The 19,173-nt window shown below is 48.8% G+C and carries 18 protein-coding genes; 10 read left to right on the top strand and 8 right to left on the bottom strand.

Annotated elements, in window-relative coordinates:
• Positions 1-262: 262 nt before the first annotated feature.
• Positions 263-1,123 carry an AraC family transcriptional regulator gene (locus ASG89_RS34855; protein ID WP_057315927.1) on the bottom strand — a complete coding sequence of 287 codons (861 nt, stop codon included), beginning with the start codon at positions 1,121-1,123 and terminating at the stop codon, positions 263-265.
• Positions 1,124-1,269: 146 nt separating this feature from the next.
• On the opposite strand from ASG89_RS34855, the gene ASG89_RS34850 reads away from it, so the two are divergent.
• Positions 1,270-2,568, top strand: coding sequence for an alpha-glucosidase/alpha-galactosidase (locus ASG89_RS34850; RefSeq protein ID WP_057315926.1), 1,299 nt, complete (start codon positions 1,270-1,272; stop codon positions 2,566-2,568).
• A 217-nt stretch (positions 2,569-2,785) separates the two neighbouring features.
• Here ASG89_RS34850 and ASG89_RS34845 read toward each other — a convergent pair whose 3' ends face one another.
• From ASG89_RS34845 to ASG89_RS35985, 6 genes are all read right to left on the bottom strand, one after another.
• Positions 2,786-3,103 carry a hypothetical protein gene (locus ASG89_RS34845; RefSeq protein ID WP_057315925.1) on the bottom strand — a complete coding sequence of 106 codons (318 nt, stop codon included), beginning with the start codon at positions 3,101-3,103 and terminating at the stop codon, positions 2,786-2,788.
• 71 nt (positions 3,104-3,174) lie between these two features.
• Complete coding sequence (locus ASG89_RS34840) at positions 3,175-5,385, bottom strand: MMPL family transporter (RefSeq protein WP_057315924.1); 2,211 nt, start codon at positions 5,383-5,385, stop codon at positions 3,175-3,177.
• A 74-nt stretch (positions 5,386-5,459) separates the two neighbouring features.
• Positions 5,460-6,839, bottom strand: a complete 1,380-nt coding sequence (locus ASG89_RS34835) for a sensor histidine kinase (protein ID WP_057315923.1) — start codon at positions 6,837-6,839, stop codon at positions 5,460-5,462.
• Complete coding sequence (locus ASG89_RS34830) at positions 6,836-7,516, bottom strand: response regulator transcription factor (RefSeq protein WP_057315957.1); 681 nt, start codon at positions 7,514-7,516, stop codon at positions 6,836-6,838. Before ASG89_RS34830 ends, ASG89_RS34835 begins: the two co-directional genes overlap by 4 nt.
• Before the next feature lie 156 nt (positions 7,517-7,672).
• A complete protein-coding gene (locus ASG89_RS34825) occupies positions 7,673-8,119 on the bottom strand; it encodes a cupredoxin domain-containing protein (protein ID WP_057315922.1) in 447 nt (148 codons plus the stop codon).
• 82 nt (positions 8,120-8,201) lie between these two features.
• Positions 8,202-8,687 (bottom strand): HPP family protein, encoded by a 486-nt coding sequence (locus tag ASG89_RS35985; RefSeq protein ID WP_082593781.1) that lies wholly within the window; start codon positions 8,685-8,687, stop codon positions 8,202-8,204.
• 114 nt (positions 8,688-8,801) lie between these two features.
• Between ASG89_RS35985 and ASG89_RS34815 the strand changes: the two genes are divergently transcribed.
• From ASG89_RS34815 to ASG89_RS34780, 8 genes are all read left to right on the top strand, one after another.
• Positions 8,802-9,716, top strand: a complete 915-nt coding sequence (locus ASG89_RS34815) for a LysR family transcriptional regulator (RefSeq protein ID WP_057315920.1) — start codon at positions 8,802-8,804, stop codon at positions 9,714-9,716.
• A gap of 252 nt (positions 9,717-9,968) precedes the next feature.
• Positions 9,969-10,568, top strand: coding sequence for a DedA family protein (locus tag ASG89_RS34810; protein WP_057315919.1), 600 nt, complete (start codon positions 9,969-9,971; stop codon positions 10,566-10,568).
• Positions 10,569-10,644: 76 nt separating this feature from the next.
• On the top strand, positions 10,645-11,211 hold the full coding sequence (locus ASG89_RS34805; protein ID WP_056618420.1) for a thioredoxin family protein: 567 nt from the start codon (positions 10,645-10,647) through the stop codon (positions 11,209-11,211).
• 18 nt (positions 11,212-11,229) lie between these two features.
• Complete coding sequence (locus tag ASG89_RS34800) at positions 11,230-11,853, top strand: MBL fold metallo-hydrolase (protein WP_057315918.1); 624 nt, start codon at positions 11,230-11,232, stop codon at positions 11,851-11,853.
• Between the two features lie 599 nt (positions 11,854-12,452).
• Positions 12,453-12,737, top strand: a complete 285-nt coding sequence (locus ASG89_RS34795; protein WP_057315917.1) for a hypothetical protein — start codon at positions 12,453-12,455, stop codon at positions 12,735-12,737.
• A gap of 545 nt (positions 12,738-13,282) precedes the next feature.
• Complete coding sequence (locus ASG89_RS34790) at positions 13,283-13,825, top strand: NUDIX domain-containing protein (RefSeq protein WP_235550040.1); 543 nt, start codon at positions 13,283-13,285, stop codon at positions 13,823-13,825.
• Positions 13,826-13,956: 131 nt separating this feature from the next.
• Positions 13,957-15,111: a Gfo/Idh/MocA family protein gene (locus ASG89_RS34785; protein WP_057315915.1), complete on the top strand. Its 1,155-nt coding sequence runs from the start codon at positions 13,957-13,959 to the stop codon at positions 15,109-15,111.
• A gap of 21 nt (positions 15,112-15,132) precedes the next feature.
• Positions 15,133-16,215, top strand: coding sequence for a Gfo/Idh/MocA family protein (locus tag ASG89_RS34780; protein WP_057315914.1), 1,083 nt, complete (start codon positions 15,133-15,135; stop codon positions 16,213-16,215).
• Here ASG89_RS34780 and ASG89_RS34775 read toward each other — a convergent pair.
• Positions 16,199-17,203 carry an AraC family transcriptional regulator gene (locus tag ASG89_RS34775; RefSeq protein ID WP_235550039.1) on the bottom strand — a complete coding sequence of 335 codons (1,005 nt, stop codon included), beginning with the start codon at positions 17,201-17,203 and terminating at the stop codon, positions 16,199-16,201. The two genes, ASG89_RS34780 and ASG89_RS34775, sit on opposite strands and share 17 nt — an antisense overlap.
• Before the next feature lie 130 nt (positions 17,204-17,333).
• Here ASG89_RS34775 and ASG89_RS34770 point away from each other — a divergent pair, with 130 nt between their 5' ends.
• On the top strand, positions 17,334-18,977 hold the full coding sequence (locus ASG89_RS34770) for a hypothetical protein (RefSeq protein ID WP_057315913.1): 1,644 nt from the start codon (positions 17,334-17,336) through the stop codon (positions 18,975-18,977).
• The last annotated feature ends 196 nt before the right edge of the window (positions 18,978-19,173 follow it).

Below are 19,173 nucleotides of genomic sequence, written 5' to 3'. Positions count from 1 at the left end.
GATGTTGTTGTGACTTGTTGACTCGCTTGAGGGGAATAGCGGGAAAAACTACATCAAATTTCATGCGATTTGGCCGAATAAGTGGAATAAATGGAAAATGTACATCTAATATACTCAATTATTGGGGGTTCCACGGAAAGACCCAATAATAAATGGAGAAAATCCAGTTATCTTCCTATTTCGATGAAAATGGGCAGAAATAGCTGGATTTTTTCCATTTATATCATTGATGAAAACTCTTTGGATACGAGCCGCTTATGAGTTATACATTTCGAAGCTCTTTCCGATACACAGACGGCGCGGAGCCGCTCCACTTGTGGAACTGCTTCGAGAAATAGAGCGCATCATTGAAGCCGACGGAAGAGGCGACTTGATCAATGGTCATGGCGGTTGTCATTAGCAGCCGTTTGGCCCGTTCCATGCGGATGTTGAATAGATACTGCATCGGAGATAATCCGGTGGATTGTTTGAACATTTTGCACAAATAGGTACGGTGATACCCCAAGCTGCGAGCGAGATGCTCGATGGAGACCGCTTGTGTATACTGCAGTTCTAGATAGCGGATGGCTTGTCCAATCTGGCGCCCAATATCGGTTTCAGCCACAGGCTTGGTAGAAATATGATGCGTATTCACGCGTCCAAGCTCACGAAGAAGCAAGCGCAGCCAGCCCTCGGCTTCTAGCTCCTCCAACTGTGGGAAAGAGGTCTGGCTGAAGCATGCGCGCAGATGTCGGTAGAAGTGCCGAATGGTACGCGGTTCATTCCCTGATACCACGGCTTGTTGGGGGGAGACTCCGATATATGAAAGCAGCGAATCGACGGCTCGACCTGTGAAAGCTACCCACACATAGTGCCAAGGCGTAGTGATATCTGCCGTATAGGAGAATAACTCACCTGGATAAATGATAAAGGTGTCTCCCTTGGTGCAAGTGTAGGTTCGCTGCCCCATTTCGAACGTGCCTGTCCCAGAGAGGACCGTATGGATCAAGTAATAATCATGAACGGCAGGTCCCATTCGGTGCTGGGGGTGCGGTTTGCCTTCTCCACTGAAAAGGACAGATAAGTCAGGATTGCTATGTAAAGGATTAATGCTGATGTCGAAGTAAGTATGATCTGGATTCATAGGAGCCTCGCTTTGTTTTTATTATGAGCGTAATCTAAAAAACTACAAATGTCCATATTGGAGTTGTTTCAATCCATATTTTTCAAAGCGAGCTTGCGCTATAGTAAGGATATGATAATAGATTGTCTATTGGAGGAGATTCTCACATGTCCAAAATTACTTTTTTAGGTGCAGGAAGCACGGTTTTTGCAAAAAATGTACTTGGTGATTGTTTGCTTACCCCCGCGCTACAAGGCTTTGAAATCGCTCTCTTTGATATTGATCATGAACGGTTACAAGATTCTGCAAACATGCTGAATAACATCAAGAAAACAAGTGGAAGCACGTCCATTATTAAATCGTATACCGACCGTAAAGAGGCGTTAAGCGGTGCCAAATATGTGGTTAATGCGATCCAAGTAGGTGGCTATGATCCATGTACGATTACGGATTTTGAAATCCCGAAGAAGTATGGTTTGCGTCAAACGATTGCCGATACGGTTGGGATTGGCGGTATTTTCAGAAACTTGAGAACGATCCCGGTTATGCTGGATTTCGCAGCAGATGTGCGCGAGGTATGTCCGGATGCCCTATTCCTTAACTATACGAATCCGATGGCTGTTTTGACAAATGTCATGAACACGTATGGCGGTGTGCGTACAGTTGGTCTGTGCCATAGCGTGCAAGCGTGTGTACCGGAGCTATTTAAACACTTGGAAATTGATCAAACAGGGGTCAAAGCGAAAATCGCAGGGATCAATCATATGGCTTGGCTGCTTGAAGTATCCAGAGATGGTGTCGATCTCTATCCGGAAATTAAGAAACGGGCTGCTGAGAAGCAAAAAGAGAAACACAAAGACATGGTTCGCTACGAGCTGATGCTGAAATTCGGCCATTATATTACGGAATCTTCCGAGCATAATGCTGAGTATCATCCGTATTTCATCAAGCGGAATTACCCTGAGTTAGTGGATCGCTTTAACATTCCATTGGATGAATATCCACGTCGTTGTATTGAACAAATTAGCAAATGGAAGCAAATGCGCGAGGATCTCGTGAACGATGCGAATTTGACGCATCAGCGTTCACATGAGTATGCTTCGTACATTTTCGAGGCGATCGAGACGGATGTTCCGTTCAAAATCGGTGGAAACGTCATGAATACCGGCTTGATCACGAATTTACCGCGCGAAGCGTGTGTCGAAGTGCCTTGCTTGGTTGATCGTAATGGCGTTACGCCAACGTATGTAGGAGATCTGCCACCACAACTGGCGGCGCTGAACCGCACGAATATCAACACGCAGCTGTTGACGATTGAAGCGGCAATTACGGGTAAGCGTGAGCATATTTATCACGCGGCTATGCTGGATCCGCATACATCAGCTGAGCTGTCGATGGACGATATCGTCGCGATGTGCGATGAATTGATTGAAGCGCATGGCAAGTGGTTGCCAGCGTATAAGTAAGAATTTTGGTCGTGGGGTTGATAGTCTCCGCGGCCTTTTTTTTGACCGTCGTGGGATATGAGTGGGTTGGGAGTAGCTAGTAGTGGGAATTTGAGTGGGGTAGGAGTAGATTAGGAGGGGAACGGTGGCCAGGAGCAGTTAGTAAAAGTAGCAAATGAACTTCATCAACGCAAATAAGAGCGGATGATCCGCTCTTATCACACTCAACTAGTTCGTGCTATCCGCCAAATGCGTCGCGAAACGCCTCATTCAAGCTTTCCAGCTCTACGTTCCATATAGGAGCGACCTCGGGAGCAACATGTTCGCCGAACCAATCAGCTAGCAATCGACGGTTGCTGCCATTTTCGACGATGAAGGGGAGATTGAGCATCACTTTCTTCACGTAAATGGTCTCGGCAGACTTGATTTGCTCGGGTGAGAGCCATATTTTTAACCGCTTAATGGTCCGATATAGCTCCTTGTTGCATGCTCTCCGAATGGCACGAGCGTTGGGGAGTTGCTGTTTATGTCGTTCACTTTGATTCTGGTACACCATACAGGGATCGACGCTCCTCTCTCTGTTATGTGTATGCACAGAGAGGGCGGAGAGCGACTCGGGACAAGAACCTATTGCGCCCAAGTTCTGGGGTTAGATGTTCGCTTCACCTTTGCCTCACGCGGGCCCAAATAAGTCATCAGCGCCGGAAGCAGCATGCCTCGAACGAGAAAAGTATCGATGAGGATACCGACAGCCATCGCGAACCCAAACAGCAGCAGTTCCTGCAAAGGCTGCGTCATTAAGACACAGAAGGTCGCCGCCAGCACGATGCCAGCTGAAGAGATGACGCCGCCAGTTAGTGCTGCGCCACGCTGCACAGCTATTCGCCATGGATGGCTCCGCGCTTCCTCTTGCACCCGAGAGACGAGAATGATGTTATAGTCCACACCTAACGAGATGAGAAAGATAAAGGTGTACATAGGCAGACGATAACTGAACGCATCGTGTCCAAATCCGAAATGAAACACACTCCATGCAATTCCCATTGTAGCCGCGTAGGACAGCAGCATGGTTGCCATCATGGTAAGTGCCAATCGAAGGGAGCGGGCTTGCCAGATTAGCATAAAGGTAATCAATACCGTAATGAGTGAGAAAATGACTACCGTATCCCGCTTATTCATCGTACGGACATCTAGCTGTTCCGCTGTTTGGCCTGCGTAATGCAAGGTGAACTGGCCAAGCTCGAAGCCACTCTGCTCAAGCATGGCAGCACTATCCTTGCGTAAGCCGGAGATCAACTCAAGCGCGGCTTGATCATAGGGATTCATCGTTAGAATCAGCTGAAACTTCATTGTATGCTTAGGTAAATTGGCATTCCCAGGAGTTAACTCAGCCAAATTGATCCCCGGTGCAAATGAACTAATCCCCTCATGCCCCCGAATAAGTCCGGTCAATGTGTTCATTTTGCCAATGAACGCCTCATCCCAAACGATTACCTTGTTCGAGTCCAAAAGAACCGTAACTGGCGCTAATTGCCCTGGAGGAAACTGCGCTTCCAACGTGTCAAAGCCTTGTCTAGAAGAAATATCGCTTGGGAAGGATTTCATGAGATTAAACGAGTAGCGCATGCCTAACGTAGATATAGCAGGTGCCACTAGTACGATAATGAGCACAAGTGCGGTTATTCGTGGCTTTGCGGTAACACGAGTGCTGATCCACGCCCAGAAGCCGCGAGGCTCCTCCACAAGCGCCGCATCCTCAGTACGTGGAATAAACGGCCAGAATGCTTTCCGTCCAATTAAGGCAAACATCGCAGGAATTAACGTCAGTCCGCCAAGCAAAATAACCAACATCGCAATGGAGAAGACTGGCGCAAAGTTATGATAGGGCTTGAACACAGCTGCGAATAACGTGAGCATGGCGATTAGCACGGTGCCGCCGCTGAAGAAGATCGGTTCAGCCACGTTAGAGAAAGCTTTTGACATCGCATCGTACTTGGAAGCCGTTGTCCGCAGGGCGGAACGATAGCGCGCAATGATAAATAAGCAGTAATCCGTCAACACGGCGAAAAGCAAGATCATCATGATGGAGAGGGATTGCTTCTCGACGAATATCCAGCCCATTTGGCCCGCTAAACCGATGACTCTATCGACGACGGCATACACCATGCCTGCGATAACCAAGGGTAACAAGGCTAACAGCGGAGAGCGATAGATGACGATTAAAATGATGAGAATAATTCCGAGGGTGGCGAGCATTAGCACAAAATCGGCCTTTTTGAAAAGCAGGATGGTATCGGATGAGATACCTGCGGGACCTGTGATTTCAAGGTTCATTGCCCCTAAGCCTTGCTGCTCCGACACATGACGAATCTGTTCAAGCGTATCGTAGACAGGACCGGATGCTAGATCCTTTTGGAGGGAGAGCGTTAACAACAGCGTTGTACGATCTGCGGAAAATAAGAGCTCTTGCTGCGCCGCGGGCATGTGATGGAAAGGTACAGAATGCGTGACGTAAGGCGGTTTCTGATCAGAAACCAACCACGCACTAATGTTCGCTATAGCGCCACGTTCAGCATCGGTGATAGGGTGCTCGGAATGGAACACGAGGATGGCGGTTAAACCGTCCCGGGAAGGGTAGGCCTCTTGTAATACCTGTTTAGCTTCTTCAGATAATGTATGGCCAGCTAGGCTGCCTTCACCGCCGCTTTGGGCAACCTCTTTGGAAGATGGCGCAAATACGCTTAATAAAAGGATGGCAGCCAGCCAGCTAATGAGTACGATTTTGGCACCTTTGGCACTGCTAACGAACTGGGCAAGACGTGATAAAGTCTGTTTCATGGCAGATTCATTCCCCTCTCCTTAATCTACTTCAAATAGTAGGAGAGGAATATGAACGGATGATGAATGGAAGATTACATTCGGGGTAGTCGAACAGTGAAAGTCGTCCCTTTGCCAAGTTCACTCTGCACATGAATGCTGCCGTCATGCAGCTCGATGATTTTCTGAACAATCGATAAACCAAGGCCCGTGCCCGCACTGGTGCGGTTTCGAGAGCGATCCGCTTTGTAGAAGCGGGTGAAAATATGAGGCAGATCCCCCTCCGACATGCCAATCCCTGTGTCGCTCACCACGACGGTGACCTCGGTTTCTGATGACTGAATTGCAAGGTGTAACGCTTCATGAGGGCGAGCGTATTTGATGCCATTCGTAATGAGGTTAAGCCAAACCTGGTGCATCAATTGGTGATCGGCGGAGACGGCCGTTTCGGGAAGATCTAGGTCAATTGTTATATCCTTCTCCGACCATTGCCACTCGGTATGAATAAGAATTTGACGTATTTGTTCATCCAGCCGGTACACGGTGCGCTTAACTACATGACTTTCTTTATCTAAAGAGGCTAGGGTTAGGAGCTGTTTACTGAGAGAGGACAATCTCCGGCTTTCGTCTAAAATGATATGAAGATAGCGCTCCTTCTCCGCTTCGGAGGTCGTCTGATCCAAGATGGATTGGGCGAAGCCCTGAATCGAGGTTAATGGAGACTGGATTTCATGGGAGACATTGCCCACGAATTCCTGCCGCATGGCTTCTACCTGTTTGAGCGATTGCGCCATGTAGGTGAAATCTCGCGCAAGCTCCCCAATTTCATCCTGCCGAGAAACGTCCATCGACATTTCGTAGCTTCCGCCAACGATTCGCCTTGTGGCTTCTCGTAATCTGGTGACAGGCTTCACGATGAATTGGGAGAGTATGATGATAAGGACGATGCTGAAAAGGAAGGTAAGTCCGAGCAGAAAAGCCATCAGGACGCGCACGCCGCCGATCTGCTGTTCCAGATTAGGCCGAACAAATAAGGCGTATGGTTTTCCCTGCAGCTGAAGGGGAACACCGATACTGTTGCGCAGGCTATTTTCAAAATAGCCAATCACCATCAGAACATGCCGCTCCTGCAGCATCCCGCGGTACGTTTCTCCTGCTAGAACACGATGAATTTGCTCCGGATCGAACTGCGTATGTTTATACGGCGTCCCATAGAAGGTCCCCGCCATCTGGTCATTCACGACATAAAGCTGGAACCCCATATTGGCAATATGGGTGAAATAGGAAGCGGGCTCTACACGGGGCATTTCCTCGTATAGCGCGCGTATTTCCGTTGTGATTTTCCAAATCTGCTCTTCGTTCTGATCCCTTAATTTGGTTAGATAATACCAATTGGAAAGAAAGAGTGCGAGCACGGAGCTGACCATCGCGATAAGAATGAATGTAACAACGATGCGAAAATATAATGTTTTCACCCTTCCGTCACCTCAAGCTTGTAACCAAGTCCTCTCACCGTCGTAATCATAAAGTCACTAGTTTTTTCATAAAAACGCTCCCGCAGTCGCTTGATATGAACATCGATGGTTCGGCTGTCACCCTCATAATCGGTGCCCCACAGCATGTGAATCAGTTGCTCACGCGTGAAAATGCGCCCTGGATGGCTCGCCAATTGGGCGAGCAGCTGAAATTCTTTGAGCGGCAGCAGCAGTGTTTCACCTGCGATCGTGACTTCATAGCTTTTGCGATTAATGACTGTGCGGCCAAGTGTAATCATCTCCGAGGAAACGAGCTGGTATCGCCGCAACAAGGCGCGCGCACGAAAGAGCAGTTCCTTGGGCTCGAACGGCTTTACGACGTAATCATCGGTACCTGAGGCAAAGCCCTTTTCTTTATCCTCCATGTCTCCTTTGGCTGTCACAAGAAGAACAGGAATATCGTAGTGTTCGCGGATTTCAGCGCATAGCTCCAATCCGTCACGAAGCGGCATCATGACATCAACAACAGCGAGATGGATTTGTTCCGTTTCCAGCAGTCTTGAAGCTTGTTCGCCGTCACTTGCTTCAAAGACAGCATACCCTTCTTTGGAAAAAAGGAAGCGCATCAGTTCGCGAATATGGGGATCGTCATCGACGACGAGTACATGTGTTTTCACAGGGGAAGCACCTTCTTCATTGGGGATCAATTGAGCTTGGCCTCAGTGTAAACGAAAAAAAACCTTAATGCCACTTCTGATCTTGAGCCGCCAGAAAATGACGATTCGAGGTGAGAGAAGGAAGACATAAGGCTTCGCTTAACTTTGGTACAGATGCTAATGGACTTCAATATAGCCAATCATTGGCCCGCTATGCGCCATGTCCGTATGTGTCATGCAGATAAGGCGATAGGTACCAGCTTGATTAGCGGTAAAATGCACGATGGTTTCTTTGCCTTTTTTGATCTCACCGCTGATATTGAGTCCCTCTATGAGAAAGGGGTGGCTCTCGCCATTGACACCAAGGATGCTGAGCTTAATACGCTCGCCTTTTCTAACATCGACGGAACCAGGGTCCCAGCGATAGGCTTCGATGGTTTTGCCATCAGCGGTAGTGGATTTGAATTCCCCAACAACCATGTGGATCGTACGTTCAGCCGTAGGCTCGGCTAAAGTTGGCAGGATGGTATCTCGATTGACATACAGCCATCCAATGAGAAGGATAAGAAGTGCGGCTGCAAGCTGAATCACATGTTTGCGTTTGATAATCCATACTCGGGACATAGGGTCCGCCTCCTGTACAAGGGTCTTGTACATCTTATGCGGGGGCTTGCCAGCGCATGAATCGGAATTGCGAGTGGACGAGTTACCACCACTTCGTGGGGTAGTGATGGGCTTGAGTTGCCCGGTGATATCCGTAGGCAACGAGTACGATCAGCGCTGCGCCGAGCAGCACCGGGGTGAGCAGGAAGCTCCAGCCTGCGCCCGTGAGCATCACGAGGAGCGGGTCGGCGCCAGCTGGCGGATGCAGCGTGCGCGTCAGCTGCATGAGCGTGATGGCGGCGCCGACCGCGAGGGCGAGGCTCCACGCGTGCACGCCGAACGCGGTGAGGGCGCAGAGCCCGACGAGCGTGCTCAGCACGTGGCCGCCGATGAGGCTGCGGGGCTGGGCGAGCGGGCTCTGCGGGAGCGCGAAGGCGATGACGCAGGAGGCGCCGAAGGGCGCCATCAGCAGCGAGGTGCGGGCGAGGTCGCCGAGTAAGCTGCACAGCAGGATGGCGAGGAAGCCGCCAATGCCGGGGATGAGTTTGACGAACAGGGGAGTGAGTTGCGGTCGAAGTCGAGTGAACATGGGGGGTGCCTCTTTTCATTGTGATATCCCTGATGGTATCATGTGGTAAGGTATTTGAATAACGAATGATTCCGATAGTTCATATTCGATAATTCGATAGGTGGTGCGTTGCTGATGTTGGAACAGCTGGATGGTCGAAGTATGAAAACATTCGTTACGGTGATGGAGGAGAAGAGCTTTAGTAAAGCCGCGCTTAAGCTTGGTTACGTACAATCCACGGTAACAATGCATATTTCGCAGCTGGAGCAAACGTTGGGACAGGCGCTTTTTACACGGTTGCCGCGTGGGGTGGAATTGACAGCAGCAGGCCGAGAGGTGGCGCCATTCGCGTATCGTTTCTTGCAGTTGGGCGAATCCCTGCAGGAGAAGCTGGTGAGCTTGCAGGAACCCAAAGGCGTGGTGCGCCTGCGTGCGCTGGAATCGTTCTGCGTGCCGCATCTGCCGATGATGCTGCCAACGTTGTTTGAGCGGTTCCCGCAGATCCAGCTGCAGCTGGAAACGGGCTTTCAACGCGATATTATGCAGGAGGTATCCGCATATCGCGTGGATTTAGGCATTGTGCCGCGTGATCCTAAGGTGCGCAATCTCACGTTTATCCCGCTGCTCGCGGATGAATTAGTGTGGATAGGGGCTCCGACGCTCGTGAAGCGCATCGAGCTGGAAGGCTGGGAAGCGATCGCGCAGACCCAGGTCATCGGGTTCGGCAGCCGCTGCATTTATCAATCGTTGGCCTCTCAGGTACTGATGACGGACAAGGGGCTGGCTACGTTTACCGAAATGGCCTTCGACAGTACGGAAATGCTCAAACAGACGATGATGTGCGGCATGGGACTTTCTTTGTTGCCTGTCACTTCGGTTCGGAAAGAGCTTGAAGCCGGTAAGCTGCTTCGTGTTGAGTCGGAGCCAGCGATTCCGTTAGAACATGGGCTGATTCACCGTGTAGGCAAAGAACTCAGCGCACCAGTGGAAGCCTGCAAATCGCATATATTGGCGTATTTCAACGATGAGTTGCATACAAGTAGAGGATAAGAGCATGTCTATGATAGAATGTGGATGAGATTAGAAATTCAGAGTTTAGAACAAGGCAGCGTGTACAAGTTAGGTTAGATAGACCTCATAGGTGGGAATTGTGAATTTAACGGGAAAAACTACAGCTAATTATGAGGGTTTTCACGTCTCTTTCTTTTGATCCAATTGGCAAAATTAGATGTACTTTTTCCAGTTAAGTAAGTTAGAAAGAAGAGAAATGTAACGGAAAGCGAAACGAAGAGAGGGTTACGTATGCATGAGTTGATTCAAAGTGTTTTGGTGTATTTGGAAGGTTTAGGGTACTGGGGAATTTTCCTTGGACTCATGTTGGAGGTCATTCCGAACGAATTGCTTTTAGCTTATGCAGGGTATCTCGTGTCCAAAGGTCAAATTAACTTCGTAGGTGGTATGATTTGCGCGGTCGTCGGGGGAACATTGGCTCAAGTTGTTTTGTATTGGATTGGACGTTACGGTGGTAGACCTTTTCTGGAAAGATACGGTAAATACCTTCTGATCAGTAAGCATCATATCGATGTAGCGGAAAGCTGGTTTAACCGGTATGGTACGGGGATGATTTTTACAGCGAGATTTATTCCAATTGTGCGTCATGCGATCTCACTGCCAGGTGGAATGGCCAAAATGCCATTAGGCAAGTTCACCTTGTACACGGGACTAGCGTTAATTCCTTACTCTTTTTTGTATATTTACCTTGGTATGAAGCTGAAAGACAACTGGGAGACGATCGGCGAGTACGCAGGGCCTTATATTAAACCATTGATTATCGCTGCGGTTGTGCTGACGATTCTGTATGCGGGCTATCAATTTTATCTCAAAAGAAAAACGAAAGTCTAGTAAGGTCGATTTGGCGGATTCGATTGCTTTTGATACAATGAATGAGACTATGGATGATCTTGGGAGGATGAAATCAATGGGTGCGAATCTTGCTAGCAAGTTAGGTACAGGCCTGAAGCCGAAACAGTTTATCGAGAGTATGGAGAAAAATAAAGAGCAATTTTTGGCGTATTACGATGGGTTTGCCTGGGATAATGAAGAAGACAAAGAATATTTTGAATCGCTGAATAATCGCGATGATCTTCGCTGCTTGATTATTGCTGCTGACTGGTGTGGCGACGTTGTTCGCAACGTTCCTGTAGTGTTCAAGGCTTTGGAAGATAGCGGCATTCCTACGGAAGTGCTTATCATTGAACAAAACTATGATGTCATTGATCAGTTCCTGACAGGCGGCGGACGTGGGATTCCAATCGTCGTATTCACGGATACTGGCGGCTTCTCGCTTGGGCACTGGGGACCTCGTCCGAAGAACGTACAAGCAGTTATGACGCAATTCAAGAAAGAAAATCCAGATCGCGATGCGGCTGATTATAACGAAAAAATTCAAGTAGCCAGAGCCGAAATGGGCCGTCAATATGGCGAAGGTAACGGATACCATGCCGTTATTGTGAAGGAACTTCGTTCATTGATCGAATCGTTCTAAGGTGAAGGTGGCATTACGATGATCAACATTCAATCTTTTGTCCTGGGTCCGGTGCAGACGAATGCGTACTTACTGTCGAATCCAGAGACAAATCAAGGCATTATTATCGATCCCGGTATGAATCCGAAGTCGTTGATTAAGAAAATTGCCGACATGGATATCGTAGCGATTTTGCTGACACATGCGCATTTCGATCATATCGGTGGTGTAGACGAGATTCGTAAGCTTAAGGGATGCCCAGTGTATATTCATGACCTGGAAGCCGATTGGCTGACGAATCCGAAGAAGAACGGCTCCGCACGCTGGCCTGATCTTGGCGCTCCGATTGTGACGGATCCAGCGGAATTCGCTTTGGATGAGGGACAGGTATTGGAGTTCCTTGGCATTAAGCTCAAGGTATTCCACACCCCTGGCCACTCGCCAGGCAGTGTGAGCTTCCTGTATGAGAACCACCTGTTCAGCGGTGACGTGTTGTTTAAGCTGTCAGTCGGTCGTACCGACTTGCTCGGTGGAGACAACAATACTCTGCTGGATTCCATCCAGGACAAGCTGTTCCTGCTGGATGACGAGGTTATCGTCTACTCGGGGCATGGTGCGAAGACGACGATTGGCTTCGAACGTGAGAATAATCCATACGTGTAAGGAATGAAGGACTGCTCCCTCTGATGAGGGGGCGGTCCTTTTTTGTGTTTGGATGGGGAAGAGGCGATAGTCGAAATAATCGAGTTACGGGAGGTAAAAGCGGCTGTGTAGCAGGTAGATAGTCGAAATAATCGACTAACGCGAGGCGAAAGTGGCTGTGTAGCAGGTAGATAGTCGAAATAATCGAGTTGCAGGATGAGAAAGTGTCGATGCAGCTGCTGTAAGTCGAAATAATCGAGTTAGAGTATGGAAAAGTGACTGTGTAGCTACTGTAAGTCGAATTAATCGAGTTACAGGATGGGAAAGTGACTGCGTAGCTGCTGTAAGTCGAAATAATCGAGTTACAGGATGGGAAAGTAGCGATGTAACCGCTGTAAGTCGAAAGTGTCGGTGTAGCACTATCTCTGATTATGCTCGTTCGCCCATGACACCCACCCAATTTATATGCAAACTGGGTATTTACCGTGTGCAACGTAGGTGGTTCCCCATAGACTGATGTTGTAAGCTATTCACCCAACTTAAACAATAACAATCCTGTTTTGCCCGTTTATGTTCGTGAAAGTTCCCGATAGGGAAAATACCAAGGAGGTGCTCTTCACATGGAATATGTAAAAGTTCCGAATTACCCAATGCAACCAATGCCAATGCCAACCCCGATGCCAATGCCGATGCCTACACCGCTTCCAGCGCCAGCGCCAATTATGCAGCAACCGATGCACAATAATATCCACCTGCACGCGTCCTACCAACAAACTGAATTTGTGTTCCCGAAACCGGTTCACACGCAAGCAGTCGCTTGTCCTCCGAAAAACAATTCAGCTGCTAGCATCCTAGTACTTTTCATTTTGTTAGTTATTATTACGCGCAGCATTTGTAAATATTAGTTTACGGAATGCTCGAGTAAAAAGAGAGGTAATCCCACGGGGCTTAGGGGTCTTGGTGGGGTTGCTTTTTTTATTTTTTAAAAAAAGGATTGTCTATTACAGTGAAGTCATGCGTCATTACCTGCGTATCGTAAGCATGCACCTTAACTATCCATTATTCAATTAGTTTAATCATATATACTTCAATTGTTTGTCTATGGAAGTTTACTAGCAAATACCATTCACATACGGTCTATTCATGATTCACTACTATAGCTTTTACCTATATCTAGATATATATAATTCCAGTTATGTTATACCTGCTTCTCTGTGATATCTTTTGTATAACAATGTACAGAGGGGTTTGTCAGATGGTAAGAAGCAGTGTTGGGGTTACCCTCGTATTGGTGCTGATAGGGAATGGAAGAACGCGCTCCGGGCTTGAGTTACTATGTCCAGCTCCTACAAGATTACCCTAACGTCTGGGCGAAGTATTTGGTCTTAGGATCAAATACTTTTTTTATTTCGGGAAGGGATTCCTTATCCCACATAAACAAGAAAGGGGAGTGTATCAAGTGAAACAGGAACCCGTCCGTAGCATTGATTTTAATCAGAAGAGATTGGGATTTCATGAGTTTGCAGGTGCTTTGCCTAATCAACATATCCTATTATCAAAGGAGTGCCTGATTGAAGAAGTAAATTGTGTCCTGATTTTCGCTTTCTATCAGGGTAAGCTGGTTCTTGTTAGACATAATTGTCGAGGTTGGGAATTACCTGGAGGCAGTAGGGAGGAAGGCGAGTCTGTTATACAAACGGTTATCAGGGAGATGTATGAAGAGGCTGGAGGAGAACTCGCTTCGATTGAAAGGATTGGACAGTACTTAATTTACGAAAAGAACCGTCTTGCATTTGTGAAAAATATATATATTTCAAAGGTAAGTAGTCTCAGGGCATTACCGGGTGGATTTGAAACGAATGATGTAATGCTGTTAGATGCTGTTCCGACGCAGCAAGCGATTATGAATGACCTCACATTTAGTCCCTTAATGAAAGACAATGTATTTGTGACTGTCTCTGAATGGATTAAGGATCACCGTTTTACCCATTGATTCCGTTCAGTTGTCCCCCTATTCTGTTCTACCAAACCGCAAAGTAACGGTATTTTTGCACAAGATAGCGTCACAATTGTAATCGCATTCTTGATATGCTTGGAGCAACAAATGTCAGGGAGATGAAGTAGATGCTGAAGGTAGCAATTATTGGAGCTGGCGCGATCTCGAATGCGCATATTGAAGCTTATTTACAGTTTCCGGAGCGTTGTACAATTGTCGCGATTAGCGATATTTATGAGGATAAAGCACAGGAGCGAATTGACCAGTTTGAGCTGAAAACGGCGAGAGCTGTGAAGGATTATAAAGAACTTTTGCAAGAGGACATTGATCTTGTGTCCATCTGTACACCCCCCTACACGCATGCTTCTCTTACAGTTGAGTTTCTAGAAGCAGGTTCACATGTGATGGTGGAAAAGCCAATGGCCTCCTCGCTCGAGGAGTGCGACTTGATGAATGCGGCTGCCAAGCGCACGGGTAAGCTGCTATCTGTTGTGGCGCAGAACCGTTTCAAGACGCCAATGATGAAGATGAAATCCGTACTGGAAAGCGGCCTTATGGGCAAAATCGTCCACGTCCAAGTCGATTCCTTCTGGTGGCGCGGTCATTGCTATTATGATCTCTGGTGGCGTGGCACGTGGGAGAAGGAAGGCGGCGGCCCGACACTGAACCATGCGGTGCATCACATTGATGCTTTGCTATGGATGATGGGCAGTCCGACGGAAGTACAGGCATTCATGAGCAATGTGTCGCACGATAACGCCGAGGTTGAGGATCTATCGATCGGCATGCTGCGCTACGCCAACGGCTCCCTAGGGCAAATCACGAGTTCAGTCGTGCATCACGGTGAGGAGCAGCAATTGATTTTCCAAGGTGCGAAAGCACGTGTATCTGCGCCATGGAAGGTGAAAGCGTCGAATTCGACGTCGAATGGGTTCCCAGAGCCGAACAAGGAGTTGGAGGAAGAGCTGCAAGCTTTTTACAATGGGCTGCCAGAAGTGGTCTATGAAGGGCATGTCGGCCAAATCGACAATGTGTTAACTGCAATTGAAACGGGTGCACCCGTGCTGATAGATGGGATTAGCGGTCGTCAAACGTTGGAGCTTATTACGGGCATTTACAAATCAGCGAGCACTGGTGAGCTTGTGAAATTCCCGCTTGATGCGCAAGACGCGTTCTATACGAGAAGCGGCGTGCAGGCGAAGGCGACCCATTTTTATGAAAAGAATACGTCGATCGAAAACTTCGCGCCACAGACGATTACAACGGGAAGTACATTTAAATAACATCAGAGGAGACTGACGATAATGCAAAAAAGCGACGGCATGAATTACGCACCACAAGGAAGTTTTAACACGGTTTGTCAGCCAGGGGAGTTTGTTTTTGCAGCGGCGGCGTTGGATCACGGGCATATTTATGGGATGTGCAATGGTCTGCGTGAAGCAGGTGGGGAATTGAAATGGGTGTATGATCCGGATCAGGCAAAAGTAGATAAATTCCTGAGCACTTACCCAGGTGTTCGTGCGGCAAGCTCGTTGGAGGAAATTCTAGGAGATGCCGAGGTAAAGCTTGTGGCAGCTGCGGCGATTCCTTGTGATCGTGGTCCGCTTGGACTTCGTGTGATGGATAGCGGGAAGGATTATTTCACGGATAAAGCTCCTTTTACAACGTTGGAGCAGCTAGAAGCAGCACGCGCGAAGGTGGCGGAGACAGGCCAAAAATATGCGGTCTATTACAGTGAGCGTCTACATGTGGAAAGCGCGATTTATGCAGGGCAATTAATTGAGCAGGGCGCGATCGGTCGCGTACATCAAGTTATTGGATTGGGGCCGCATCGCATTAGTTTGTCGAGCAGACCGGATTGGTTTTTTGAGAAAGAGAAATTCGGCGGGATTCTATGCGATATTGGGAGTCATCAGATTGAGCAGTTCCTGTATTTTACGGGGGCAAAAGATGCGAAGGTTGTTCACAGTAAAGTAGCGAACTACAATTACCCTCAGTATCCGAACTTTGAGGATTTCGGGGATGCTACTTTGGTCGGGGACAATGGGGCAACGGGGTACTTCCGAGTAGATTGGATGACGCCGGATGGCTTAAGTACCTGGGGCGATGGGCGCATGACGATTCTGGGCAGCGATGGGTACATTGAGCTTCGCAAATATGTCGACATCGCGAGAGAACAGACGAGCAACCATGTGTATCTTGTGAACAAGGATGGGGAGCAACATTTCGCTGTTAGTGGACAAGTTGGATTCCCGTACTTTGGCCAGTTGATTTTGGATTGCTTGAATCGTACTGAAGTGGCGATGACGCAGGAGCATACCTTCAAAGCGGCGGAGCTATGCCTCATCGCACAGCGCGATGCCATGATGATTACGACAGCCGAGTAACGGCTGCGGCAGGTTTTTTCTGCCCTTGCTTGCGATATTGGTGAGGCGTTACGCCGATGTGACTTTTGAACATTTTGCAAAAGTACGAGCAATTCGTTACGCCAATAGCTTCGCCAACAAGAGCGACAGACTGGTCCGTCGATGTCAGCAGCTTCACGGCTTGCTGCAGCCTTCTGGCAGTCACATAGTCGGAAATGCTGGTACCCGTGCATTCGGTGAACAGATGGGACAGGTGGTACGGAGAGAGATGGAGCTCAGCAGACATCTTCTCCAAGCGCAGCGGTTCGGTGTAATGCTCCTCGAGCCAACTAAGAATACGTTCGGCTTGATGCGGTTTGCGTGCGGGGCCTGAGCGAGTATGACCATCACGCTGCTCCCAAAGCGGCATGAAGCTGCGGAAGAAAGCCACGAGAAAGAGGGAGTACTCCTCCAGCTCATCCTGCTTGCTTAATGTCGGCAGTTTCCGTGCAAGGCTTTGAAAAAGCGTAAGAAACTGGTCCTCCTCACCTTTCACGTAAAGACAAGGAGTTTGCAGCTGACTGGTAAGAATATGCTTGAAAAAAGCCAACAGTCGCGGCCAAGGCTCGAAGTAGGCCTCGTATAGGGTAGGTTCAAAATGCACGATCGATCGCACGAATGGCGTCTGCGGATCCATCTGAATATGGTGCAGCTGATAAGGTTGAAATACACATAACATACCAGGAATAATTTCATAGCTCTTCTGGTCAACAATGAGTGTGCCATACCCATCATGAACGAATAGCACTTCAATACCTTGGTGAGCGTGAAACGTGCCCTGAAATTCTGTTCCTATGCTTCTTCTCTGATTAGTAAAATAGAGCGGGATTTCATGCAATCGGATATTTTGATCATAGGACACCAGGGGCACTTCCTCTCCAAACAAGTCGTATTGCAGGTACTTGATACAGCCAAAGTATACAGGAATGAGGCCTGCATCGGCAAGGCTATCCCAATCCGTGGTCATCATAGATAAGACCCCTAAACGCCAGCGTGATGCTGGGAGTTTGGGGGTTTTGTGTTGTAGAGGGTATAATGAAAAGTGAAGCGCTTAACTTACAATCATGATGGTATTCATCGGCAGAAGGGGTTGGAGATGCATGGAAGGGATCCAATGGAGAGAAGAACAAGCTTACGCACTGCGTCATTATCTAAAAGGGTGTGATGCTCGCTATGACGGGGACAAGAAATTGCTTCGCAATCTATCCCATAGATATGACACTCGCGCAAGCTCGCACTATGCATTTGGACTGCTGCTGCGGGATCAAACAGGGGATGTGGAGCGGGCAAGCGACCTCATTCGCAGCATCATTCGCCTGCAATTGGATGCGCCAGAGGAAATTTACCACGGCACCTTCCGTCGTACAGACATGGATTTGGATCCGCCGAAAGGGAGTTACCCCTGGCAGCAGGTGGACACGCCGGGCTTTGCATTTTACCTGGAGGAGACGCTGACACGGATTGGCGCTGAGCTGGAGAAGGCGATGGGTCAAGGTAACGGCGTACAAGAGCAATTCCGGAACGCGGTGAATCGCGTGCTCCCTCGGGTGTGGGACAGTTATGATCCGAACTGGCGTGAGTTCATTGCATGTTCGTTCGCGGCGATTCTGGCGCTGTTCGAGGAGAAGCTGTCTCCAGAGCTTGTTGCCCAGATGGATGAGGCGATGGAAAAAACGGTAGGTGCTTCGATTGCTCGCCGCCTGTCTGATGCGATTCCTATGAACACGAATATTGAGCTGATGCATATGTTCATCGTGGATTTCTTTGGGAGTCGCTTTAAAAATGGGGCTTGGACCCAGCATGCGCTCAAGGAGATTAGCAAATTCCGAGCACATTTTGATGAATTTGAATCCTTTGCGGAGTTTAATTCGGCGACCTATTATGCCGTGGATTTGACGGCTTTGGGCTTATGGCGTGCCTTCGGCACATCGCCTGCTATGCAAGAAGTCGGTACCCATGTGCTGCAAGGGCTATGGGAGAATATAGCGTTATTCTATAACCCGAATCTCGAAAATCTGTCGGGTCCATATACGCGCGCTTATGAAATGGAAATGCTGCATCACAGCTCGCTAGGCGCACATATGTATCTTGCTCTGGGAGCGGGCTACGAGCATATGATTGACCATGGCGACGATGAGGAGCTTGATCCGCTGTTGATTTATGCAAGTGGAGGTTTGCCGAGTCATGTGCGGCCAAAGCTTGTGGAGCATCGTGGACCGAGACAAGTGACGAAGCAATTTCGCGAGCTGTGTGAGCGAAATAAGCCAGGAGAGAACACGCCGCTCTGTACGGCTACGGCTTGGATTGACGAAAGCTACATGATGGGCGGCATCTCGGGAAGTGAGAATACGAGCGGTCAGCTACATCCAGCTACGATCCATTGGCGTGGCGATGACGGCGAGGTGTACTCGGTACGGCTTGGGCGCCGTGTGGTGGGCGGTCACTGGAGCAAGCATATGCGAGGGATCAGGTACAGTGCGAAGGCAGATCAGGATGGACTGCATATTGATGTGCATTTTACGGTGGAGCAGCCGATTGAATTACTATTTGAGTTCAGAGGGTCGGGGCTGGATGCCGCTGGATTGACGCCATCTTTGTGGAAGCTGCCAGGTATTGTGCTTGCAGTAGAAGCGGAAGCGCCGGAGCCGACAATCGTCACGCGCGAGGGGTATGTGGAGCTTGTTTATTTGTATGTGCCGGGCGGCGCAGATCGGATGCGGTTTAGGATTCGCCAGGTCGGGTAGAACATAGTTCGGCAACATAGGGCGGGGGTGAAATCCCCTGTAAGAAGTCCAAGACAACTGTCTTGGGCTTTTTTGACATGAAATCCCGCCGGTGGCGACACGCTAGCGCACAAAAAATGTGCGCAAGGCAAGCGACCCCGCCGGTGGCGGCACGCTAGCGCACAAAAAATGTGCGCAAGGCAAGCGACCCCGCCGG

It is taken from the genome of Paenibacillus sp. Soil766, assembly GCF_001428105.1.
GTDB lineage: Bacteria > Bacillota > Bacilli > Paenibacillales > NBRC-103111 > Paenibacillus_E.
The sequence above is the reverse complement of the archived record's forward strand: the minus strand, read 5'-3'. Positions and strand labels throughout refer to the sequence as shown.